The 22,429-nt window shown below is 62.6% G+C and carries 17 protein-coding genes; 11 read left to right on the top strand and 6 right to left on the bottom strand.

The genetic code is table 11. The features are described from left to right. Positions 1-208: 208 nt before the first annotated feature. The 4 genes from xylB to SJY10_RS07450 all read right to left on the bottom strand — a co-directional run bounded on the left by xylB (position 209) and on the right by SJY10_RS07450 (position 4,966). Positions 209-1,645, bottom strand: coding sequence for a xylulokinase (xylB, locus tag SJY10_RS07465; protein ID WP_386681092.1), 1,437 nt, complete (start codon positions 1,643-1,645; stop codon positions 209-211). Further along, a complete protein-coding gene (locus SJY10_RS07460; protein ID WP_386681090.1) occupies positions 1,646-2,425 on the bottom strand; it encodes an ATP-binding cassette domain-containing protein in 780 nt (259 codons plus the stop codon). It abuts the gene before it with no gap. 12 nt (positions 2,426-2,437) lie between these two features. Beyond that, positions 2,438-3,781, bottom strand: a complete 1,344-nt coding sequence (locus SJY10_RS07455; protein WP_386681088.1) for a sugar ABC transporter permease — start codon at positions 3,779-3,781, stop codon at positions 2,438-2,440. A gap of 156 nt (positions 3,782-3,937) precedes the next feature. Further along, positions 3,938-4,966 carry a substrate-binding domain-containing protein gene (locus SJY10_RS07450; RefSeq protein WP_386681086.1) on the bottom strand — a complete coding sequence of 343 codons (1,029 nt, stop codon included), beginning with the start codon at positions 4,964-4,966 and terminating at the stop codon, positions 3,938-3,940. Positions 4,967-5,204: 238 nt separating this feature from the next. On the opposite strand from SJY10_RS07450, the gene SJY10_RS07445 reads away from it, so the two are divergent. Then, complete coding sequence (locus SJY10_RS07445) at positions 5,205-6,455, top strand: ROK family protein (protein WP_386684573.1); 1,251 nt, start codon at positions 5,205-5,207, stop codon at positions 6,453-6,455. Between the two features lie 2 nt (positions 6,456-6,457). After that, a complete protein-coding gene (locus SJY10_RS07440; protein WP_386681084.1) occupies positions 6,458-7,936 on the top strand; it encodes a CRTAC1 family protein in 1,479 nt (492 codons plus the stop codon). 105 nt (positions 7,937-8,041) lie between these two features. Here the strand turns inward: SJY10_RS07440 and SJY10_RS07435 are convergent, their stop codons facing one another. Further along, the gene (locus tag SJY10_RS07435; RefSeq protein WP_386681082.1) at positions 8,042-9,367 is read right to left on the bottom strand and encodes a cytochrome-c peroxidase; all 1,326 of its coding nucleotides are present in this window, start codon (positions 9,365-9,367) and stop codon (positions 8,042-8,044) included. Between the two features lie 135 nt (positions 9,368-9,502). On the opposite strand from SJY10_RS07435, the gene SJY10_RS07430 reads away from it, so the two are divergent. From SJY10_RS07430 to SJY10_RS07415, 4 genes are all read left to right on the top strand, one after another. Then, positions 9,503-10,207, top strand: a complete 705-nt coding sequence (locus SJY10_RS07430; protein WP_386681080.1) for an ImuA family protein — start codon at positions 9,503-9,505, stop codon at positions 10,205-10,207. A 21-nt stretch (positions 10,208-10,228) separates the two neighbouring features. Continuing rightward, complete coding sequence (locus SJY10_RS07425) at positions 10,229-12,196, top strand: Y-family DNA polymerase (RefSeq protein ID WP_386681078.1); 1,968 nt, start codon at positions 10,229-10,231, stop codon at positions 12,194-12,196. A gap of 323 nt (positions 12,197-12,519) precedes the next feature. Beyond that, positions 12,520-15,816, top strand: a complete 3,297-nt coding sequence (locus SJY10_RS07420; RefSeq protein WP_386681076.1) for an error-prone DNA polymerase — start codon at positions 12,520-12,522, stop codon at positions 15,814-15,816. Between the two features lie 107 nt (positions 15,817-15,923). Further along, positions 15,924-17,186, top strand: coding sequence for a multidrug effflux MFS transporter (locus tag SJY10_RS07415; protein WP_386681073.1), 1,263 nt, complete (start codon positions 15,924-15,926; stop codon positions 17,184-17,186). Positions 17,187-17,227: 41 nt separating this feature from the next. Here SJY10_RS07415 and SJY10_RS07410 read toward each other — a convergent pair whose 3' ends face one another. Beyond that, positions 17,228-17,842, bottom strand: coding sequence for a TetR/AcrR family transcriptional regulator (locus SJY10_RS07410; RefSeq protein ID WP_386681070.1), 615 nt, complete (start codon positions 17,840-17,842; stop codon positions 17,228-17,230). A gap of 108 nt (positions 17,843-17,950) precedes the next feature. Here SJY10_RS07410 and SJY10_RS07405 point away from each other — a divergent pair, with 108 nt between their 5' ends. From SJY10_RS07405 to SJY10_RS07385, 5 genes are read left to right on the top strand one after another with little or no spacing between them, the layout of a single operon-like run. Next, positions 17,951-19,006: a PotD/PotF family extracellular solute-binding protein gene (locus SJY10_RS07405; RefSeq protein ID WP_386681068.1), complete on the top strand. Its 1,056-nt coding sequence runs from the start codon at positions 17,951-17,953 to the stop codon at positions 19,004-19,006. 60 nt (positions 19,007-19,066) lie between these two features. After that, a complete protein-coding gene (locus SJY10_RS07400) occupies positions 19,067-19,924 on the top strand; it encodes an ABC transporter permease (protein WP_386681066.1) in 858 nt (285 codons plus the stop codon). Then, a complete protein-coding gene (locus tag SJY10_RS07395; RefSeq protein ID WP_386681064.1) occupies positions 19,924-20,694 on the top strand; it encodes an ABC transporter permease in 771 nt (256 codons plus the stop codon). The genes SJY10_RS07400 and SJY10_RS07395 overlap by 1 nt, the downstream gene beginning before the upstream one ends. Beyond that, positions 20,691-21,677, top strand: a complete 987-nt coding sequence (locus tag SJY10_RS07390) for an ABC transporter ATP-binding protein (protein ID WP_386681062.1) — start codon at positions 20,691-20,693, stop codon at positions 21,675-21,677. The genes SJY10_RS07395 and SJY10_RS07390 overlap by 4 nt, the downstream gene beginning before the upstream one ends. After that, positions 21,674-22,414, top strand: coding sequence for an MBL fold metallo-hydrolase (locus SJY10_RS07385; RefSeq protein WP_386681060.1), 741 nt, complete (start codon positions 21,674-21,676; stop codon positions 22,412-22,414). Before SJY10_RS07390 ends, SJY10_RS07385 begins: the two co-directional genes overlap by 4 nt. Positions 22,415-22,429 lie beyond the last annotated feature (15 nt).

Below are 22,429 nucleotides of genomic sequence, written 5' to 3'. Positions count from 1 at the left end.
ACACCAAAGGGCCGCCTGCCACAGCGCGGGCGGCCCTTACGCCACGGGGCCGGACCCACCGGGTCGCAACCCGCCCCGCCATCCCCCAAAATGACCGCAGGAAAAAACCGACCACTTGCAGGGCCGGTCCTTCATTCTTCTGGTCACAAATATCCCGGGGGAGGCCGCAGGCCGGGGGCAGCGCCCCCAAACCCCGCCCCCTTACACGCTACGCAATCCCGCGCAGCGCCGCATAACCGGCGCGGTACCGCGCATGGGCCGCATCAAAGTCGTCCCGCAGCGCCGCCACCGGCTCGATTGTGCGTGCGATGGGCGGTGTGCCGCAGACTTCAACACCAGCTCCAGTTGCCGCCATCAGCCCCAGACGCGCCGCGCCAAAGGCGCCGCCGAAGTCGCCGGCAACGGGCAGATCGACCGGCAGACCCAGCGATGTAGCAATGGCCTGCACCCAGTAATCCGACCTGGTGCCGCCGCCGACGCCGATCAGGCGGACGATGCGGGTGCCGGTGCCGGTCAGCGCGTCAAAGCTGTCGCGAAAGGCATGCGTCACCCCTTCCAGCACCGCGCGGGTCATGGCGGTGCGGTCTGTCGCGTGATCCAGATGCAGGAACTGGCCGCGGATTTTGGCATCGTTATGCGGTGTGCGTTCACCGCCCAGATACGGCAGGAACAGGGTGCGCGACGGGGCTTGCAGCGCGCCCAAGGATCCGGTCAAACTCGCCGCGTCTTCGCCCGCAACACCGGCCCACCAGTTCAGTGCATCGGCGGCGGCAAGGATGACGCCCATTTGGTGCCAGGTATCCGGCAACGCGTGGCAAAAGGTATGCACCGCGCTGGCCGCATCAGGCTGATAGGCCGCGGATGCCGCAAACAACACGCCAGAGGTGCCGAGCGAGACAAAGGCCTGCCCCGGCTTCACGATCCCGACGCCCACGGCGCTGGCCGCATTATCACCGCCGCCACCTGCAACAACCACATCGCCAAGGCCCCAGCGGCTGCCCAGCGCGGCGCGCAGCTTGCCCGACACGGCAGAGCCTTCGACAAGGCGCGGCATGTGATCGCGGGTCAGACCCGTGGCCGACAGCAGCTTATCCGACCAATCCCGCGCGCCGACATCCAGCCAGCTGGTGCCCGCCGCATCCGACATCTCTGCCACGTGCTCGCCTGTCAGCCACATGCGCACGTAATCTTTTGGCAACAAGACCTTGGCGACCTTTTTGAAGGTATCAGGCTCGTGCTTTCGCACCCAGGTCAGCTTTGGCGCGGTAAAGCCGGGAAACACAATATTGCCGGTCAGCCGACGAAAGGCCGGATCGGCGTCCAGTTCCGCAGCCTCAATCGCGGACCGTGTGTCATTCCACAAAATGCAGGGCCGCAGCACCGCATCATCCGCGCCAAGCAGCGTCGCGCCGTGCATATGGCCCGACAGGCCGATGCCGCGCACGGCGGACATGTCGACTTGGGTTGCCAGGCTGTCCAAAACCGCCTCTGCCGCCGTGATCCAGTCGGCAGGACGCTGTTCTGACCAACTGTCATGCGGGCGCTGCACGTCAAGGGGTGCCGCGGCTTCCGCCAAAACGACTTGGGCATCGTCGATGACGATGCCCTTGAGCCCGGATGTCCCGAGATCTAGTCCGATATACATTTAAGCTGCCTTTGCGCCGGGTTTCTTGCCAAGGATGATCATGCCAAGGATGTCGTCGTCTGTCACGTCCTCGACCTTTTCAGTGCCGACCAGCTGGCCGTTTTTCATGACGGACACGCGGTCACACAGCTCCATCACGTCGGCGATATCGTGGGAAATCAAGAAGATGCCCAGACCCTGACGCTTCAGTTCCTGCACCAGTTCCGCGACCATCTGGGTTTCCTGCGGACCAAGGGCTGCGGTGGGTTCGTCCATGATCAGGATCTTGGCGTCGAAATACACCGCGCGGGCGATGGCGACGGACTGGCGCTGACCGCCCGACAGGGCGCTGACCGGCTCGCTGAACTTGCGAAAGTTCGGGTTCAGGCGATGCATGATCTTGCGGCATTCCGCTTCCATCTGCGCATCGTCCACCATGCCAAACTTGGTCGTCAGCTCACGCCCCAGAAACAGGTTGGACGCCGCATCAAGGTTATCGGCCAGCGCAAGGGTCTGGTAGATCGTTTCGATATTATAGGTCCGGGCGTCGCGGGGGTTGTCGATGGTGGCCTTTTCGCCGTTGACATAGATCTCTCCGCTGTCGGCGGTATAGGCGCCGGACAGGATTTTGATCAGTGTCGATTTTCCGGCCCCGTTGTGGCCCAGAAGGCCGACAACTTCACCGGGGTAAAGGTCGATGCTGACGTCATCCACGGCCTGAATGCCGCCGAAGGAGATCGACATATTGCGCATCTCGACAAGCGGGGTGCCGGTGCGGTCGATAGGGGTATGTGCACTCATGTTATCAGGCCCTTACTTGGATTTGCGACGATAAAGGATGTCAAGGAACACGGCCAGCACCAGCACAGAGCCGACGACGACCTGCTGCATGCCAGCGTCAAAGCCGATCAGCACCATGCCGGACTGCAGCGACTGCATGACCAGCGCGCCAAGGATCGCGCCAAAGATCGTGCCGACACCGCCAGCCAGCGATGTGCCGCCAATGACGGCTGCGGCGATGACGTAAAGCTCGTCCAGGGTGCCCAGCGCATTGGTGGCAGAGTTCAGACGGGCAGAGGCGACGACAGCCGACAAGCCAGCCAGACCGCCCATGATCGCAAAGATCTTGACCGTCATCCATTTGGTGTCGATGCCTGCCAGCGCGGCAGCTTCGGGGTTGCCGCCGATGGCAAAAACGTAGCGGCCAAAGCGGGTGTTGTTCATCACAAAGTTCATGGTGACAGCGACGACGACCAGCACCAGCACGGGGATGGCAAAGCCGTGGCTGATAAACAGCGCATCTGCTTCGACATTCAGGTCATTGGCGGCAATATACTGGCGCACAATGCCCTTGGGCCAATAATAGGAATTGACCAGCAGCACAGCGCCGACGGTGGCCGCGCAGCCAAGCACCGCAAGGAAGGCATCGGCCCAATAAGGACGCTTGGCGAACTTGAACTTGGTGCGCTGACGGCGCCCGTTTACGATCATGAATACGATACCCGCGCAGATGATCAGGCCAACGATCCACGATCCTGTAGCGCCAACCGATCCATAAGGCCCGCCCCCCAGCAGCGAAAAGGTCGCGTCCACGGGGGAAATCGTCTCTCCGCGGGCGACAAGAAAAGCGCAGCCGCGCCAGACCAGCAGGCCGCCCAGGGTGACGATGAACGCCGGGATGCCGCCATAAGCGACCAGCGCGCCTTGCACGCCGCCGATCATCATGCCGCAGATGATGCCAAAGACGACGGTAATGATCCAGATCGCCGGATGACCAAGGCCCAGGTACTGCGGCAGGATATTCACCTGCATCATCCCCATCAGAATGGCGGTAAAGCCAAGGATGGATCCGACGGACAGGTCAATGTGGCGGGTGATGATGACCAGCACCATGCCGGTGGCCATGATCCCGATGGATGCCGTCTGGACGCTCAGGTTCCACAGGTTGCGGGGGGTCAGGAAAAAGCCCTGCCCATTGACTAGAACGCCATACATGTGAAAGCCGCCCCAGATCAGGATCAGCGCCGCGACCATGCCGATCAGGCGTGTATCAAGCTCTGTCGCGGTCAAAAAGCGCGACCAGGCGCCCTTTTGGGCACCGATCTGGCTCGGCGGCGGGTTCGAGGGCGCCGCGGGGGCGTTCGTGGTATCGGTCATGGCAATTCCTGCGCGGGATGGGGCGTTGGCGGGCGCGATGGTCACACAGCGGGGAAACCCCGGCGACCATTCACGCAAAGAACGTGACGCAAACATGCGTCATGATTGAATAAAACCGGCGCGGGGAATAATCCCCCGCGCCGGGTGGATCAGATATTACTGACAGGCAGCAACCGTATCCATTGCACCTTCGCAGGCCTGCTCTTTCGAGATTTGGCCGGCGTCGATGGCCAGATCCAGGTTGTCAGCTGTAATCGGCGTCGGTGCGAGGAAGATGGCGTTCATCTCGACGCCCTTTTCGCCGCCAGCCCACTTTTGTGCGTCAGGCACGGCGTCCATGGCGGTGCCGTCAGCCAGCGCCAGTGCGATTTCAGCCGCGCGCTTGCCCAGATCGTTGGAGTTTTTCCACACCGACACCGTCTGCGTGCCGCGGGCCACACGGTTCAGCGCGGCTAGATCGCCGTCCTGACCGCCGACCGGCACGTCCAGACCCTGCGCTGCCAGCGCAGCGATTGCGCCGCCAGCCATGCCGTCGTTTTCAGCAAGAACAGCGTCGATCTCGTTGTTGGTCGAGGTCAGGATCTGTTCCATGTTCTTCTGTGCGTTCTCTGGCTTCCAGCCGTCGGTGAAGGCTTCACCGGCGATGGTTACAGTGCCCGCGTCGATCATGGGCTGCAGCACTTCCATCATGCCTTCCAGCAGGAACAGCGCGTTGGGATCGCCGGGATCGCCCTTGATGATCGCAACGTTGCCTTCGGGCTGTGCGGCCATGACGGTTTCGGCGATGATCGTGCCGACACCCTTGTTGTCGAACGTCAGATAGAACGCGCGCTCGTCCTCGATCAGACGGTCATAGCCGACCACAGGAATACCTTCGGCAGCAGCCTGATCCAGCGCGGGGACGATTGCGTCCTTGTCCATCGCCAGAATGATCAGCGCGTCCGCGCCTTGGGCGATCAGTGCTTCAACGTCGGTCAGCTGCTTGGCCGCAGATGCCTGCGCGTCAGCGGAAATATACGATGCGCCGGCAGCTTCCAAAGCGGCCTTGATCGCAGCTTCGTCCGTCTTCCAGCGCTCTTCCTGGAAATTGGACCAGCTGACGCCGACGGTCAGGCCGTCCTGGGCAATCGCGGCAGAGCTGAAACCGACCGTCGCGATGACGGCGGCAAGGATATGCTTGTTCATGGTGTCCTCCCAGACAGAATGTCCCGCGTTGCGGCGGGGATTCGGGGCCTTACGACCCGCTAAATCTTAAAATGCCGATATTAATTCAGTTGTCAAAATAATTTATTGGGCGACACAGAATAATCTTGCAAATACCGGATCAGATCGGCGTAATACGCGATAGTGATACTGCCCGAGGAGGGGCATCGCCGCTTTGCGGCATGTGCAGGTGCAGCATTAAGTTCGAGGAATGAAGTTTATGTATGATGCTGGATCGCGGGCCATTTCGGGACCCGATCTGCCGGGGTGCGGTCCGCTGCAGTCGGGCGAGCCGGGCCGCGCGAACGGTCTGCGCCAGCAGGTTTTCGTCTATGTGCGGGCCCGCGGACAGGCCAGCCGCGCGGATATCGCACGCGGGCTTGGCATCAGCGCCGGCAGCGTCACGGCGCTGACCTCTGACCTGATTCAGGCAGGTTTCCTAGAGGAAATCGACGATCAACCCCGCGAGGCAGGCCGTGGCCGCCCGCCAGTTGCCCTGCGGGTTGTCGGCCATTCGCGCTGCGTCATCGGGATCAAGGTCGCCGACACCCGCCATTCTGCCGTATTGACGGATTTCGCGGGCCAGATGATTGCAGATGTGACCCTGCCGACTCCGCAGGCCCGTAAACCTGCCACCGCCTTGGTCGCAGAGCTGGCGCAACTGGTAAAGCTGTTGCTGGCCCAGACCGCCCACAACATGGACAGTGTCGCAGGCATCGGCCTTGGTATTTCCGGCATCGTTGAACATGACACAGGTCAGGTGCCTTGGTCGCCGCTGATCTCGGGCCGGGACACGCCGCTTGCGGCGCTTCTGGCTGACCGGACGGGCCTGCCCGTGCGCATCGACAACGACGCCAATGTGCTGACCCTGGCAGAGCTGTGGTTTGGCACCGGCCGCGACCGGTCCGACTTTGCCGTGGTCACGGTCGAACACGGCGTCGGCATGGGTCTTGTGCTGAACAACCGTTTGTTTCGCGGCAGCCGCGGCATGGGCCTGGAATTGGGACACACCAAGGTCGCCCTTGACGGTGCCCTGTGCCGTTGCGGCCAGCGCGGCTGCCTGGAGGCTTATCTGGCTGACTACGCCTTGGCGCGCGAAGCCGCCACCGCCCTGGACCGCCCCGTCGAAGGCACGGACAGCCCGGCCCTGATCGACCTGCTGTTCACCGAGGCAAAGGCAGGCAATACGGCAGCGGCCACCATCTTTCGCCGCGCCGGACGGTATCTGGCGGTTGGGCTGTCGAATGTCGTGCAACTGTTCGATCCGGCCCTGATCATTCTGGCCGGGGAACGCATGCGCTACGACTACCTTTATTCCGATGCGGTGCTGCGCGACATGCAGGCGCTGACCCTGACCGAAGGCCGCACATCCTGTGAAATCGCGACCCATGTCTGGGGCGATCTGGTCTGGGCCCAGGGGGCGACGGCACTGGCCTTGGCCGATGCCACCGATACGGCGCTGGGGGCATGATAATGCGGCTTGGTCTTGCACTGGCGCTCGCTGCCGGCCCCGCTGTAGCGCAGGTGACATTTACCGATATGTCGCAGGTACTTGGCCCACATTCCTATGATGGCGGCTGGGAACATTTCGTTGGCGGCGGCGTGGCGGTGATGGATTGCAACGGCGATACCCGCCCCGACATCTTTGCCGCTGGCGGCGACAACCCTGCCGCGCTGTGGATCAACGGCGGCGCGTTTCAATTCGCCCGCGCGCCCTTACCCGCGCTGACGGACACGGTCGGGGCCTACCCGCTGGACATCGACGGCGACGGCATCCTCGACCTTTACGTCATGCGCGTCGGGCCTGACGTGGCGCTGAAAGGTGCCGGCGACTGCAGCTTTACCGACGCGACCGCCGATTGGGGCATTGCGCAAACGGACCAATGGACCACCGCCTTTACCGCTTGGTGGGAAGACGGCAGCCGCCCCGTCATGGCGATCGGCCACTATGTCGACCGCAGCAACCCGGACGGCCCGTTCTTTGCCTGCGACAGCAATACCATCCTGCGCCCCGGCGCGACCGGCTATACGTCAGAACCGCTCAACCCCGGCTTCTGCCCCCTCTCCATGCTCGCTGCCACCGACGCGCGCGGCCGCATGACCCTGCGCCTGTCAAACGACCGGCAATACTATGTGCGCGGCGGGTACGAGCAGATGTGGGACATTCAAGACCGCCGCTTTCTGGGGGACGATGACGGCTGGGCGCAGGTCTCGCTCTGGGGCATGGGCATCGCCAGCGCCGATCTGACCGGCGACGGGCGGGACGAGGTGATGCTGACCTCAATGGGCGATCAACTGCTGCAAATCGCGCAAAGTGACGGCACCTACGCCCCCGCACCCTATGGCATCGGCACCTATGCGCAGCGCCCCTACCTTGGCGACGATGGCCGCCCGTCGACGGGCTGGCATGCGGAATTCGCAGATGTGGATAACGACGGGCGCCAGGACCTGTTCATCGCCAAAGGCAATGTCGACCAGATGCCCACCAATGCCATGGCCGATCCCAACAACCTGCTGATGCAACAGCCAAACGGCACCTTTTCAGAGACCGCCGCCACCGCAGGCCTTGCCGACACCCGCCGCGCACGCGGAGCCGCCCTGGCCGACTTTGACAGTGATGGCCGCCTTGATTTGGTTGTGCTGAATCGCCGCGCAAACATCGCGCTATATCGCAACGACACGCCAAAGACGGGCCACTGGCTCGCCCTTGATCTGTCGCAACCAGACGGCAACACCCGCGCCATCGGGGCCCGCGTGACCCTGACCACGGCGCAAGGCACGCAGACGCGGGAAGTCCGCGTAGGCGGCGGCCACGCGGGCGGCCAGGCCCTGCCCCTGCACTTTGGCCTTGGCCTCGCAACACAGGCCGATGTCACGATTACCTGGCCAGACGGCACAACCACAACGCAAACCTTGCCCGCAGGTGCAACGATAAAGATCACAAAGCCCTGACGCCGCACCACCGGCGCCGCAAAACCCGCCGCCCCCATTCATCTGGCCAGCTAAACTCCCGCCGGAGGCACCGAATTTTCGCCGAAAATTCGGACCACCCCGCTCTCAGGGCACCGCAAGCCCGCTTGGCACAGCATCCGGCACCCCAAGGCGGCCCTTCACCGCGTCCGGATCGGTCAGACTGTCAAGAAAGGCCACCAGCGCGGTAACATCATCCGGTGACAGCGCCACCGGCGGCGCTGTGACAGCGGCTGCAATGGCGGCAACCTCGGCAGGGTCCGACATGATGCTGTCGTCTTCCACGTCCAGCGCAGGCAATACGGCCTGGCCCGCATCATACCGCGCTAACGCTGCGACCGGATCGGCATGATCTGTCACAAAGGCGGCCAGATCCGCGTGACTACCCGCATGCCCGTAAGGCCCCGTCAGCGCGACATTGCGCAGGGACGGCGTGCGAAAGGCGAACATGTCCTCGGGCAGGCCCGTCACTTCCGCGCGGCCTTCGTCCCGCGCAAGAGTTTCAAAGCGCGCCTTCTTGCCTGGCCCGATCTGCGGTGCGCCCATGGCGTGATAATCCTGATCCGTCAGCAGCGGGCCGCTGTGACACCCGCTACAGCCGCCGCGGCCATAGAACAGGTCCATCCCCGCAGCGGCCAGCGGCGGCAGGGTACCCTGCCCGCGCAGCACGGCGTCAAAGGGCGCGTTGTCGGACCGCCACTCGTCCTCCATGAACACAGCAATTGCATTGGAAATATCGGTAAAGCCGATGTCATCCGGCCCCTGCACATGGGGATACACATCTTGGAACATCTGCGCATAGGCCGGAATATCCGCCACCCGCCGCGCGATGATATCCCACGCACCGCCCGGCCCGGTCAGGATGCCCTGGCGCACGGCGCGGGCGACGTCGCTTTCGGTGTAATGGCCTGCCATCTCGTCAGGGCTCAATACGGGGAACATCGTTTGCGCCGACAGCAAGGATGCAAAGCCTGCGGTCATATCCTGTTCCAATGGGGTGCGAATGCCCCCGGGGCGGGTGTCATCCACGGCGATGCGGCCATCATGGAACAAGACACGCAAATCCTTGATACCAAGGTTGAACAGCGCGGGGGCGTTGCGGGGGATCCGCTCCTCTGGCAGGTTGTCCTGATCCGCCACCCGGTCCGTCCCAAGTCCGATGCCGCCGTCCCCCAGCCCCAGCGACAGCCCGTCGGCCGTGCCAAAGCGCGGATGGTGACAGGTGGCGCAGGCCACGTCCCGCGCACCGGACAGAATCGGGTCATAGAACAGCAGATGCCCCAGGGCCGCCTCGGCCGGATCGACAGGGCGGAAATCATCGTCGGTCAGTGGCGCAGGCAGATTGTCGGGCGCAGCTGTAGCCGTGCTTCCCATTAAGGTACAAACCACCAGAACCATTTGTTTTATCGGCATTTCGGTCTCCCCCCTTTGCCTTTGCGCACTTTGCCTGACGCCGAGGCATATCGCAACGGGGTGATATACGGGGTTTGACGAAACAGGCGGAACGATCTAGAACAAAACAGGAACAAATGGAATCGGAGGACCGCCGTGAACAGCCACCCCATCCCCGCGTCAGACGCCTTTGCCGGTCCGGCTCCGGACCAGCCATCCTTGTCCCTGGCTGCCCCTTCGCTGGTGGAATATTTTGCCGATAATGCGGGCGACGGCGCTGTCACAGCCTTTATCATGGAACAACTGCACGCGGTGATCGCCTCTGGCAAACCGGTGCTGTGGATTCAGGACCGCTTGAGCCAGCGCGAGGCGGGCAAACCCTATCCGCCGGGCCTGCCAGAGGATCTCACGATGATCCTTGTGACCGTGAACCGCCCCGTGGATGCCCTTTGGGCGATGGAAGAAGGCCTGCACAGCGACGCCATCGGTGCCGTATTAGGAGAGGTCTGGGGCGATCCTGCCGCACTGGATTTCACCGCCACCAAACGACTTGCCCTGCGGTCAGAGGCGCGGGGCATCCCCGCCCTGCTGATCCGCCGCGCGGCCCACCCGAATCTGAGCGCGGCGCGCCAGCGGTGGAACATCAGCTCTTTACCCGCGCGACCCGATCCTGATGACGACCGCGCCCCGGGGGAACCTTTGTGGCAGGCCGACCTGTTCCGCGCGCGTGGCCGTGCGCCCGGGCAATGGGTCGCCGGCCCCGGCGCGCAAGGGGTCACACTGGAACACCACGTCCGCATGGACCTTGGGCCGGATGCGCCGGAACAGGACGCAAACGATGCCAGCCGCGCCGCTGGATAATATTTTAACAGGTTTTTGACGATGACACAGGATGACACCGATCGCGGCATGGGGGGACTGATCCTGCCCTTCACCGCCAGCCCTGCAAAAGCTGCTCGCTTGACGGCACCCGGCTTTCGCATGGGTGCAGTCCTGCACCCCGTTGCAGGCGCAGGGCTGGCGCAGGCCCGGCAGATGCTGGACTGCGCGGGAATGGCCTTTGCAAACATCCCGGTCCCATCCCATCCCGTCATTACCTCTGCCGCCTGCCCAAACTTTGGCCCAACCCCTGGCCTAAACCCCAATCTAAACCCCGGTCTAAACGCTGGCCCGAACCTTGATCAAAATCTCGGCCTTGCCGCCCCGATCATGACATCGGTGACCAGCGCCGGTCGCCCCTCTGGCCAGCGCGTGACCCAGCGCGGCACCGCAGGCCCGCTGGATGCAGGGCATGGTCCTGCAACAGATCGCGACCCTCTTTCGCGGCGCATCGTTAGCATTCACCTGACCGATTTCGCTATTGCCCGCTGGCTGCGCTGGGCTGCCGCACGCCATGATGCGCCCCCCGATGACCTGCCGGTGGTGCTGGCCGCCGAAGGAGCGCATGGCCCCGTTGTCACCGCCACCAACCGCGCCGCCACGCTGGCCGGACTGCATATCGGCGCAAGGGTCGTCGATATCCGCGCCCTGTGCCCCCAGGTGCGCGTGGTACGCGCCGACCCGGACGGCGACCGCGCGGCGCTGGACAAGCTGATGCTTTGGGCGCGGCGCTGGTGCCCTTGGACGGCCGTAGATGGCGCCGACGGGATCGTCATGGATACAACCGGCTCCGACCACCTCTGGGGTGGAGAGGCCGCCATGCTGCGCGACATTGAAGGCACCCTTGGGGTGCTGGGATTTGCCGCGCGGCTGGCACTGGCACCGACCCACGGCGCGGCCTGGGCACTGGCGCGCTACGGCGCGGTACGGGCGATTGCAACGCCGCAGACATTCCACAGCCAGACTGCCCCGCTGCCCGCCCGCGCCTTGCGGCTGGACGGCGATACAGTGCTGCTGCTGCAACGCCTGGGCCTGAAATCCATCGGCGATCTGGCCGCCGTCCCCCGCGCCAGTCTGGCCCGACGCTTTGCCACAGCACCGCTGGCGCAAAATCCCCTGCTGCGGCTGGACCAGCTGCAGGGCCGCCAGCCCGAACCGGTGAACGCCCGGACCGACCCGCCCCGATTTGCCGTGCAGGCACGCCTGCCCGAGCCGGTGCAGGATCCCACACCCTATCTGGCAGAGTTGTGCGAGGCTTTGTGCGAAACGCTGGCCAAAGCAGGACACGGCGCGCGTAAAATCACTGTCACCGTCTACCGCACCGACGGCGAAGTCAGCCACGTCACCGCTGCCACCGCCCGGGCCAGTCGCGATCCAAACCACCTGCGACGGCTGTTCGATGACCGCCTGGAACGGATCGACCCCGGCTTCGGGTTCGAACTGATTACGCTCGCGGCAGATACCGCAGACCCTTTGCAGGCGGTGCAGGGCGGCCTGGATGGCCGGACCGAAGACGGCGCAGCACTGGCGCAACTGGTGGACCGGCTGTCGGCCAAACTTGGCGCCGGGGCCGTTCGCACCCCCAGCCCGCGCGCAAGTCATATTCCGGAACGCAGCCTGACATGGATGTCCGCCTTGTCACAGGCCCCCGGCCGGCGCCGCAAGCCTGGCCATACAAACCGTCCTCTTCGCCTTCTGGATACACCAGAGGAAATCCACGTTCTCTATGCCATCCCCGAAGGTCCACCGGTCCAGTTCCGCTGGCGACGCGTTTCACACCGCATTGCGCAGTTTCACGGACCAGAACGGATCGCGCCGGAATGGTGGACCGACCGCGCCACTGCCCGGCTACGTGACTATTACCGGATCGAAGACGATACCCGCCGCAGGCTCTGGATCTACCGTGATGGCATCTATAGCGAGATTTACCATCTGCCGCCGCAATGGTTTATGCATGGTGTTTTTGCATAAGACACGTCGCTTCCCCGCTGCAAAACGGGCTGATGTTGCAGGGGGGGCCAGCCCCCCAAGGCCAAAGGCCCTTCCCCCCGGGATATTTTTGACCAGAAGAAGCAAAGGTTTCTTAACGAACTTATTGCATTCTGATTCTGCGGTACAGGCGGGGACGCCGATGACCGCACCAAGAGAAGGCGTTCCGTGGACTCGCAAAGTCGCGAAACGCTGGACCCCTCTCAAGCATTTGGGCCTTCTTCTGGTCCCAAATATCCCGGGGGGGCCGCCTATGGCGGCGGGGGCAGCGCCCCCTTGCGACCCCGCAGTGGGGGATGCCCCCGGTGCCTGAGACTGACAATCACCACCCTCGGCATACCGTGCCAGAGGACGGCATATACGCAAAAAATCCCCAAAGCCCCTATGTGGAATTGGGGTTGTCCACCTGCTTTTCCTTCCTGCGCGGAGCATCCGACGCTGCCGATCTGGCGCTGGAGGCGTGGTCGCTTGGCTATGATGCGATCGGAGTGGCGGATCTGAACTCCTTGGCCGGTGTCGTGCGCATTCATGCGGAGGCGAAGAGAACCAACATGCGCCCTGTCATCGGCGCGCGCATAGCCTTGCTGGGCGGAGAGACTTTTCTGGCCTACCCGCGCAACCGTGCAGCCTATGGGCGGCTGAGCCGATTGATTTCAAAGGGGCGGATGCAGGATCGGGACGGCGCATGGCAAGCCAAGGGGCTGTGCGATCTGACGCTGCGCGATCTGGCGGATCATGCGGATGGCATCCAGCTGATTGCTGTGCCGCCGCGCGATCTGCGGGGATATGCCAAGGTTCTGCCCAGGTTGGTCAAGGCCTTACCGACGCTCAGGTATCTTGCTGCGAGTTTTTTATACCAAGGCAGTGACAGGGCACGGATCAACCAACTGGACCGGATGGCGGGACAGAACGGACTGCGGCTGCTGGCGACGAATGATGTACTTTATCATACCCCCGCGCGGCGCCCCCTGCAGGATGTGATGACCTGTATCCGTCACAAGACCACCCTTGCGCAGGCCGGTCACTTGCTTGAGCCAAATGGCGAGCGGCATCTGAAATCCCCGGCAGAAATGCAGCGTCTGTTTGCCGAATGGCCCCATGCGATTGCCGCAACCCGCGCTGTGGCGGATGCCTGCCTGTTCAACCTAGAGGAGTTGGCTTACGAATACCCCTCTGAGGTCATTCCGCAGGATACCACCCCGCAGGCGCATCTGGAAAAGCTGACCTGGGACGGGGCTGCGGCGCGGTATCCGCAGGGCGTATCGGATCTGACGCGGGCGACGCTGAACAAGGAACTGGCGATGATCCAGAAGCTGGATATCGCCCAATATTTCTTGACGATTCACGACATCGTAATCTTTGCGCGCTCTAAGGGTATCTTGTGTCAAGGGCGCGGATCGGCGGCGAATTCGGCCGTTTGCTATGTGCTGGGGATTACGGCCGTGGACCCGGCGCAGCACGCGCTGCTGTTTGAACGATTTATTAGCGAGGAACGTAAAGAGCCGCCCGATATCGACGTTGATTTCGAACATGAGCGGCGCGAGGAGGTGATTCAGCATATTTATGAAAAATACGGCCGCCACCGTGCTGGCCTGTGCGCGACGGTGATCCATTACCGCCCCCGCTCTGCCATCAGAGAGGTGGGCAAGGTCATGGGACTGTCAGAGGATGTGACCTCTGCCCTTGCCAAAACGGTCTGGGGCAGTTGGGGCACGGATATCGGTGAAAGTCATGCCAGCGAGGCGGGCGTCGATCTGTCCGATCCCTTGCTGCGGCGCACCTTGATTGTGGCGCGGCAGATGATCGGGATGCCGCGGCATCTGGGGCAGCATGTGGGCGGCTTTATCCTGACGCAGCGGGCGCTGACGGACACGGTGCCCATTGGCAACGGCGCGATGCCGGATCGCACGTTCATTGAATGGGACAAGGATGATATCGACACCTTGGGCATCCTCAAGGTCGATATTCTGGCGCTGGGGATGCTGACCTGCATCCGCAAATGCTTTGACCTGATCCGGGCGCATTACGGCCATGACTGGACGCTGGCGAGCGTGCCGCAAGAGGACCCGCGTGTTTACCATATGCTGTGCAAGGGCGACAGCATCGGGGTGTTTCAGGTGGAATCGCGCGCGCAGATCAACATGCTGCCCCGCCTGCGGCCGCGCACGTTTTATGATCTGGTCATTCAGGTTGCCATCGTGCGGCCCGGCCCGATTCAGGGTGATATGGTCCACCCCTATCTGCGGCGCAGATCGGGGGCGGAACCTGTCAGCTATCCTAGTCCCGGCGCGCCCCATGATCCGGCAGAGCTGAAGAATATCCTTGGCCGCACGCTGGGGGTGCCGATCTTTCAGGAACAGGCGATGAAGATCGCCATTGATGCGGCTGAATTTACCCCCGCAGAAGCGAACGAATTGCGCAAGGCGATGGCGACGTTCCGGTCTCGCGGGATGATCGAGGCGCTGCAGGAAAAGATGGTCGGGCGTATGACCCGGCGCGGGTATGATGCGGAATTCGCGGCGCGGTGTTTCAACCAGATCAAGGGTTTTGGCGAATACGGCTTTCCCGAAAGCCATGCCGCCAGCTTTGCCCAGCTTGTCTATGTGTCCAGCTGGCTCAAATGCCATTATCCGGCGGCGTTTTGTGCGGCGCTGCTGAATTCACAGCCCATGGGGTTTTATGCCCCCGCACAGATCGTGCGGGATGCGCAGAACCATGATGTGATGGTGCAGCCGGTGGATGTGAACTTTTCCGACTGGGATAATACGCTGGAACCCTATCGCGGCCGCTTTGCGGTGCGTTTGGGTATGCGCCAGATCGGCGGGCTACGGGCGGATGCGGCGGCGCGGATCATGGCGGCGCGCGATGCGCCTTATGAGGATGTGCAATCGCTAAAAACCCGCGCCCGCCTGACCGCGCCCATCGTGCGCCGGCTGGCAGAGGCGGACGCGGTGCGGTCCATGTGGATCGACCGCCGCCAAGCCCTGTGGGAAGCGAAAGGTCTGCGCGATGCACCGGATCTGCCGCTGTTCAAGGACCACTCCGACGAAGGGCGCGAAGTCACGGTTCCCCTGCCCGTCATGCCCGTGTGCGAACAGGTTGTGGCGGATTATCAGACGCTGCGCCTGTCGCTTAAGGCGCACCCCATGTCATTCCTGCGCAAGTCGCTGAAGCGACAAGGCTATTCCAGCACCAAGGATTTGCAGGGCTTCAACAAGGGGCGCAAGCTGAAGCTGGCGGGCCTTGTGCTGATCCGCCAGCGCCCCGGCAGCGCCAAGGGCGTGTGCTTTATCACGGTCGAGGACGAGTTTGGTGTCGCCAACCTTGTGGTCTGGCCCAAGGTGATGGAACAGTTTCGCAAGGCCGTGATGCAGTCGCGCCTGCTGGTCGTCGAAGGTTACGTGCAGCGTGATGTCGAAATCATCCACGTCGTCGCCCAAAGCCTGACCGACCGGTCCGATGCCTTGCTGCGCCTGTCGCCCGATGCCATGCAGACCCAGACTGCCCGCGCCGATCATGTCAAAAGCCCGCTGCCATCGTCCGGCAGCCGGGGGCATCCGCGTGATGCGCGCATCATTCCCAAAAGCCGCGACTTTCATTAAAACTCAGCCATGCGCAATTCACATAGCAGCCATGCAACCCTTGCGGGTTGCCCCCTCCCCCTACCGAGGCCGATACCAAGGGCAACCTTGCATATCGGACCCATCCCATGAGCTTTATCCTAAGCGCCGAAGCGCGCCGCGATCCGGCGGCGCTGCCGTATTATGAATTTGTCGCCATGATTGCGCTGCTGATGGCCCTGAATGCCGCCGCGATCGACGTCTATATTCCGGCCTTGCAAGATATCGGCTCTGCCCTTGGGGTTGCAGATGAAAACAAGCGTCAGTTTGTGATCACCGCCTATGTCATCGGGTTTGGCGGAGCGCAGATTATCTACGGCCCGCTGTCCGACCGGTTTGGCCGCAGATCGGTGCTGTTTGCCGGGCTTGGCATCTATCTGCTGGGCGCGATCGCCGCGATCTTTGTTCCCACCTTCGAAGCCTTGCTGCTGACCCGCCTTGTGCAGGGCATCGGCGCTGCCGCGACCCGCGTGATTGCAACATCGGTGGTGCGCGACCGTTATCACGGCCCGCAGATGGCCAGTGTGATGTCACTGGTCATGATGGTCTTTATGGTCATGCCGGTTTTTGCGCCCAATATCGGATCGGCCGTGCTGGTCTTTGGCACCTGGCGCGAATTGTCGGCCTTCATGTTCCTGTTCGGACTGGCGGCGCTGATCTGGGCTTGGGCGCGTCTGCCTGAAACGCTGGACCCGGCCAACCGCCGCCCCCTGCGGCTAAAGCCCGTGGCAGAGGCGTTCCGCATCGTCCTGACCAACCGCATCGCCTTTTGCTATACCCTTGCAATGGCGTCATTTTTCGGTGCCCTCTTTGCCTTTATCAGCCAGGCAGAGCAGGTCTATACCGGCATTTATAACATCGGCCCGCACTTCACGATCTACTTTTCGATGGTCGCGGTGTTCATGGCGGCGTCGTCCTTTGCCAACTCGCGGCTGGTATCACGTTTTGGCATCAAGAAGCTGTCCCATGGCGCGCTGCTGGGTTTCATAACCATGGCGGCCCTGCATCTGGCGCTGGCCATCGCCTACGGCGGCGCAACGCCTTTCCCGCTGTTTCTGGCGATGTTCACCGCGATGATGTGCTTTTTCGGCTTCGTGCCGACCAACTTTAACGCCATGGCGATGGAGCCGCTGGGCCGGGTTGCCGGTGTGGCGTCATCGGTGCTGGGGGCCGCGCAAACGCTGGGGGGCGGCCTGCTGGGCGGGCTAATCGGCTATTTGTACAACGGCACGCTGATCCCGCTGCTGTCCGGCTTTCTGGGACTGGCCTGCCTGTCGCTGATCTGTGTGCTGGTCGCTGAAAAAGGCCGTTTGTTCGGCGCAGCACCCCGCGCCGTAATCACAAAACCCTAACCACCCACAACGCGCAGGCCAGCATTGGCCTGCGCCCCGCGCTATACCGCGATCAGGCGGAACACCGGTGCGCTTTGCGCATGGACCGCGTCGCGCACCTGCGCCGCCGTCAGCGTATCGCTGCGAATATAGGCCAGAAAGTTCATGTTCACATTGTTGAACAGCAAGGCCCCAATCGGGCCTGCGTCAACCTCTGGCCGGATATGCCCTGCGGCCTGCATCTGTCTGATAAAGCTGCAAACCTGATCCGACAGGCGGTCATCTAGGGCGACATACTTGCGGCAAAACTCTGACTGCGGGTCCAGCATGGTTTGCGACACGGCGATGCGCCACATCTGCCGCGACGTGCTGGTAAAGGAATAGGTCCAATACACTTGGCTCAGCGCGTCGAACCCGCTGGCGGCATCCGCATGCGGCTGCGCGATGCAGCGGTCGGCCTGCGCGATCACCTTTTCCGTCTCCTCTGTCACGCTGGACAGCAGGATATCCGCCTTGGACCGGAAATAGTTATAAAATGTCGCGACCGACAGCTCTGCCGCGGCGGCGACGTCTTCGATCCGCGTCTCCTCATAGCCGGTGTCCTGAAACATCCGGCAGGCTTCGGCGATGATCCTTTGGCTGGTTGCTTCTTTTTTACGCGCCCGAAGTCCGCTCATACCCTGCCGATCTGTTTTTCTGTAGTGACTACAAATATTGATTGACTTCAAGTTAAGGCCAACACAACCATGAATGCAACAACAAGCGACATCCATGGGAGAGTGAAGATGAAAAAGACCGCCACAACCACAATGGCCGCTTCTGGTGCACTGCTGATTTTGGCCAGCGCCGCACAGGCCGAGGGCGAAATCAACGCGCTGGTCTGGTGCGATCACACCGACCCTGCCCTACTGGAACCGTTCGAGCAGGCCCACGACGTGAAGGTCAACGTCAAGGAATACGAAGGCACCGCTGCGGGCCTTGCGATCCTTGACCAGTCCCGCCCCGGCGATTGGGATGTCATGGTGATCGACACCGTCGATGTGGGCCGCGCCGTGGATCAGGGCCTGCTGGCCGCCTTGCCGGACGACATGGGCACCGCCGATTTCTTTCCCGATCTGGTGATGGCCGACAGCAATGGCCGCGATGGCACCGCCTATGCGGTGACGGAAAAGTTCGGCTACAACACCATCGCTTATGATAAAACCAAGGTCGATTCCGCAGATATGGACGACCTGAGCATCCTGTGGTCGGACAAATATGCAGGCCGCATCGCGGTTTATGACTACTACCTGCCCGTGCTGGGCCTGATCGGTCTGGAACAGGGCACCGCCACCGCCGACCTGACCGCCGACAGTGTCGAGGCGCTGCGCGACCGCGCCTATGCGCTAAAGGCCAACGCGCGCCAAGTCAGCGACGTGGTCGCCAGTCAGACCGCCCTTGCGACCGGCGAAGTCGACATCCTGATCGGCGGCGGCGAATGGGTGACAGCGGTGCTGAGCGCCGAAAACCCCGCGCTGGACTGGACCGTGCCAAGCCAAGGTGCGCTGCGCTGGTCCCAGTCGATCGCGGTGCTAGAGGATTCCGAAAACAAGGACATGGCGACCGAATTCGTCAAATACATCGTCAGCCCCGAAGGTCAGGCGCGTCTGGCGACGTCATCATGCTATTGGGGGATGCCAGCAAACCGCGCGGCGGGTGACGTGCTGACCGATGACCAAAAGGCCGCCCTGCGCTGGGACGATCAGGATACCTATCTGGCGAATTCGCAGCTGTATCCGGTGCCGGATGCGGACCTGGATCTGGCGATGCAGGACCTGTGGACGGACATGCTGCAGCAGTAACCGCCCCGCACAATGGCCCCGGCACAGATCGCCGGGGCCACCCCTGACAGGACCAATTCCATGAGCCGTATCGAGCGCGCCGCGCAGCGCACTGCCCTGACATTTGTCGCCCCGGCCTTGCTGTGGACGCTGGCGTTTTTCATTGTGCCCTTTGCCGCGATGGTCCTGCTCAGCCTCGCGCATCTGGAAGGCCGAGAGGTCGTGCAGGCCTATGACCTTGGCAACTACGTCAAGATTTTCACCGACCCGTCGCTGCTCAAGGGGATCTTCGTCTCGCTTGAAATCACCATGACCGTGACGGTAATTTCCGTGCTGCTGGCCTGGCCGCTGGCATGGATCATCGCAACGCAGGTGCCGCCAAAGTATCAGCGGCTGGCGATCATGCTGGCGGTGCTGCCGTTCTGGACGTCCTACGTTGTGCGGTCATACGCTTGGGCGCTGGTGCTGGGGCAGAACGGCGTGTTGATGCAGGGGCTGATCGGGATCGGACTGCTGGACGCGCCCATTCAGATCATGGCGACACGCACCGCGACGATCATCGGCTTCGTGCATTTCTTTGTCATGCTGCTGACGCTGACGATCTACGCCAACCTGATCCAGCTGTCGCCAAACTATGCCCGCGCCGCCGCCGATCTGGGGGCCAGCGGTTGGCAGACCCTGCGGCTGGTGATCCTGCCACTAACCCTGCCCGGCATCATGACAGGCGCCTTTCTGACCTTTGTTTTGTGCATCGGCGATTACATCACGCCCCAAATTCTGGGCGGCAATAACGAGCTTTCCATGCCCCAACTGATCATGCTGCAACTTGGACGCAGGGGGGATTTTCCCATGGCTTCTGCACTGTCTGTCGTGCTGATGGTGCTGGTCACGCTGGCCTATGCCGCCACCGCCCGTTGGCTGAAAATGGACCGGGTCTGATGCGCGCGCTGTCATACGCCTATCTTGCGGCGATCTTTGCCTTTATTTTCCTGCCCGTCGTGGTGCTGGTGCTGTTTTCCTTTCAGGCGGGCCGCCTGCCCGTGCCGCCCTTTGATGGGCCATCACTGAAATGGTACGCAGAGGTGTTATCCGACCGCGACCTGATGGCGGCGCTGCGCAATTCGCTGTTTGTGGCGCTGATCTCCTCTACCATCGCGTTGACGCTGGGGTTTCTTGCGGCCCAAGGGCTTGCCCGCGTGCACCTGCCCGGATCGGTCATCATGCGCGGCCTGCTGATCGCGCCGATGACTGTCAGCTATCTGATCATCGCGCTGGGATTGCTTAGCATGTTCAACGTGATCGGCGTGCGCCCGTCGCTTTGGGCCACGGGGGTTGGCCATGTCGTCATCAACCTGCCCCTGTGCTTTGCGATCCTGTTTGCCGCGATGGGCGATCACCAGAAAAATGCCGAACGCGCCGCCCGCGATCTGGGGGCCAGCGAATGGCAGGTCACTACTCTTGTCACCGCGCCGATGCTGAAACCCGCCTTGCTGGCCGCATTTTTCCTGTCCGTCACATTCAGCTGGGACGAATTCATCATCGCCTTTCTGCTGACGCGCTTTGACGTGACCCTGCCGGTCGAGATTTGGTCGATGCTGCGATCCGGCCTGTCACCGGAGACAAATGCCATTGGATCACTGGTGTTTCTTGTGTCCATCGCGATCCTGATCATCCTTGAACTGACAGTTTTCAGAAAGCCGAAGCCATGACCGCCGACGTTGCCCTGCAATCCATCAGCCAATCGTTTGGCACCTTTCAGGCGCTGGACAATATCGATCTGTCCTTTGGCGCGGGCGAATTTGTCGTGCTGCTTGGGCCGTCCGGTTGCGGCAAGTCCACGCTGCTGTTCATCCTTGGCGGCTTTTTGTCGCCCACCGGCGGCACGGTGAAAATCGGCGGCCGCGATATGGATGGCGTGGCCCCGAAAAACCGCCCCACCACGACGATGTTTCAGGACTACGCCCTGTTTCCGCATATGTCCTTGCGCGAAAACGTCGGCTTTGGCCTGCGGATGAAGGGGATGCGCCGCGCCGCCCGCAACGCCAAGGCAGAGGACATGCTGGACCTTGTGGGCCTGCGCGACAAGGCAGGCCGCAAACCGCACGAGCTGTCAGGCGGTCAGCGCCAGCGCGTCGCACTGGCCCGCGCTCTGGCCGTCGATCCCGATGTGCTGCTGCTGGACGAACCCCTTGGCGCGCTGGATCTGAAACTGCGCCGCCAGATGCAAGACGAGCTCAAAGCGATCCAGCGCAAGGTCGGCACCACCTTTGTCCACGTCACCCACGACCAAGAGGAAGCGATGGCCATCGCCGACCGCATCGTCGTGATGAACCAAGGCCGCGTCGAAGACTTCGGCGCACCAGAGGAAATTTACCTGCGGCCCAAGACGTTGTTCACGGCTAACTTTATGGGTGATATCAATCTATTGCCGGGCGACCTTCATCCAGCCAAGCCGGGCATGGCGCATGGCGTGCGGCCAGAGAATGTCGGCCTGAAAGGCGACGTCGCCCTTGGCCCCGCGACATTGGACAGCACGGCGTTTTTCGGCACCTACCACCGCTGCCATTTCCGCAGCACGGACGCTGCCGCCACGCCTTATGTGGCCCACCTGCCGCTGGGCGATCTGCCCGCGCCGGGGGCCACAGTGCCGCTGTTCGCGTCCCATGTCGTCGCGTTGCAGGCCGCACCATGACTGCGCCAATGACGCGGGCAAAGCCGCAGGACTGGTACCGCACGCGCACCCTGTCCGACGGTGTGACCCTGATCGACGAGCCGCATATCAAAGAGTTTTACCGCTGCAACGTCTGGCACGTGCGCGGCCGCGACCGCGACATGCTGGTCGATAGCGGCATGGGCGTGCTGAGCCTGCGCGACTGGGTGCCGCTGGTCACAGAGCGCCCGCTGGACGCTGTCGCCAGCCATACCCATTTCGATCACATCGGCACGCATCACGAATTTCCCTGCCGCCTGTGTCACGCGGCAGAGGCGGATATTCTGGCCAACCCGACGCGCGAAAACACCTTCGCCGCCGACTACGTGACTGACGACATTTTTACCGCGCTGCCGCCGCAGCCTTATCAATCCGCCACCTATACCGTGAAATCCGCCCCGGCGACGCGCATCCTGCATGACCGCGACACCATCGACCTTGGGGACCGTCATTTCGAGGTGATCCACACCCCCGGCCACAGCCCCGGCGGCATTGCCCTGTTCGAGGCTGCGACGGGCATGCTGATTTCAGGCGATATCGTCTATGACGGTCCGCTGATCGAAAGCGACGATCCCGCCGAAATGGAGCAATATGTCGCAAGCATGAAGCGCCTGCTGGACCTGCCCGTGCAGACCGTCCACGGCGGCCATTTTCCGTCCTATGACGGCACACGCCACCGCGACATCATCACGAACTGGCTGCGCGCTAAAGGCGCCTGACCCCAACCGAAATAC

Origin of the sequence: Loktanella sp. R86503, assembly GCF_042466455.1 — a bacterium.
In the GTDB taxonomy this organism is placed as follows: Bacteria; Pseudomonadota; Alphaproteobacteria; order Rhodobacterales; family Rhodobacteraceae; genus Loktanella.
The sequence above is the reverse complement of the archived record's forward strand: the minus strand, read 5'-3'. Positions and strand labels throughout refer to the sequence as shown.

What these genes read in the sequence shown, in the direction of transcription:
- SJY10_RS07385 (WP_386681060.1), top strand. Translation starts at nt 21,674, where the DNA reads ATGACTGCGCCAATGACGCGGGCAAAGCCGCAGGACTGGTACCGCACG.
- SJY10_RS07425 (WP_386681078.1), top strand. Translation starts at nt 10,229, where the DNA reads ATGACACAGGATGACACCGATCGCGGCATGGGGGGACTGATCCTGCCC.
- SJY10_RS07390 (WP_386681062.1), top strand. Translation starts at nt 20,691, where the DNA reads ATGACCGCCGACGTTGCCCTGCAATCCATCAGCCAATCGTTTGGCACC.
- SJY10_RS07435 (WP_386681082.1), bottom strand. Translation starts at nt 9,367, where the DNA reads ATGCCGATAAAACAAATGGTTCTGGTGGTTTGTACCTTAATGGGAAGC.
- SJY10_RS07410 (WP_386681070.1), bottom strand. Translation starts at nt 17,842, where the DNA reads ATGAGCGGACTTCGGGCGCGTAAAAAAGAAGCAACCAGCCAAAGGATC.
- xylB (WP_386681092.1), bottom strand. Translation starts at nt 1,645, where the DNA reads ATGTATATCGGACTAGATCTCGGGACATCCGGGCTCAAGGGCATCGTC.
- SJY10_RS07460 (WP_386681090.1), bottom strand. Translation starts at nt 2,425, where the DNA reads ATGAGTGCACATACCCCTATCGACCGCACCGGCACCCCGCTTGTCGAG.
- SJY10_RS07440 (WP_386681084.1), top strand. Translation starts at nt 6,458, where the DNA reads ATGCGGCTTGGTCTTGCACTGGCGCTCGCTGCCGGCCCCGCTGTAGCG.
- SJY10_RS07450 (WP_386681086.1), bottom strand. Translation starts at nt 4,966, where the DNA reads ATGAACAAGCATATCCTTGCCGCCGTCATCGCGACGGTCGGTTTCAGC.
- SJY10_RS07415 (WP_386681073.1), top strand. Translation starts at nt 15,924, where the DNA reads ATGAGCTTTATCCTAAGCGCCGAAGCGCGCCGCGATCCGGCGGCGCTG.
- SJY10_RS07395 (WP_386681064.1), top strand. Translation starts at nt 19,924, where the DNA reads ATGCGCGCGCTGTCATACGCCTATCTTGCGGCGATCTTTGCCTTTATT.
- SJY10_RS07400 (WP_386681066.1), top strand. Translation starts at nt 19,067, where the DNA reads ATGAGCCGTATCGAGCGCGCCGCGCAGCGCACTGCCCTGACATTTGTC.
- SJY10_RS07405 (WP_386681068.1), top strand. Translation starts at nt 17,951, where the DNA reads ATGAAAAAGACCGCCACAACCACAATGGCCGCTTCTGGTGCACTGCTG.
- SJY10_RS07455 (WP_386681088.1), bottom strand. Translation starts at nt 3,781, where the DNA reads ATGACCGATACCACGAACGCCCCCGCGGCGCCCTCGAACCCGCCGCCG.
- SJY10_RS07445 (WP_386684573.1), top strand. Translation starts at nt 5,205, where the DNA reads ATGTATGATGCTGGATCGCGGGCCATTTCGGGACCCGATCTGCCGGGG.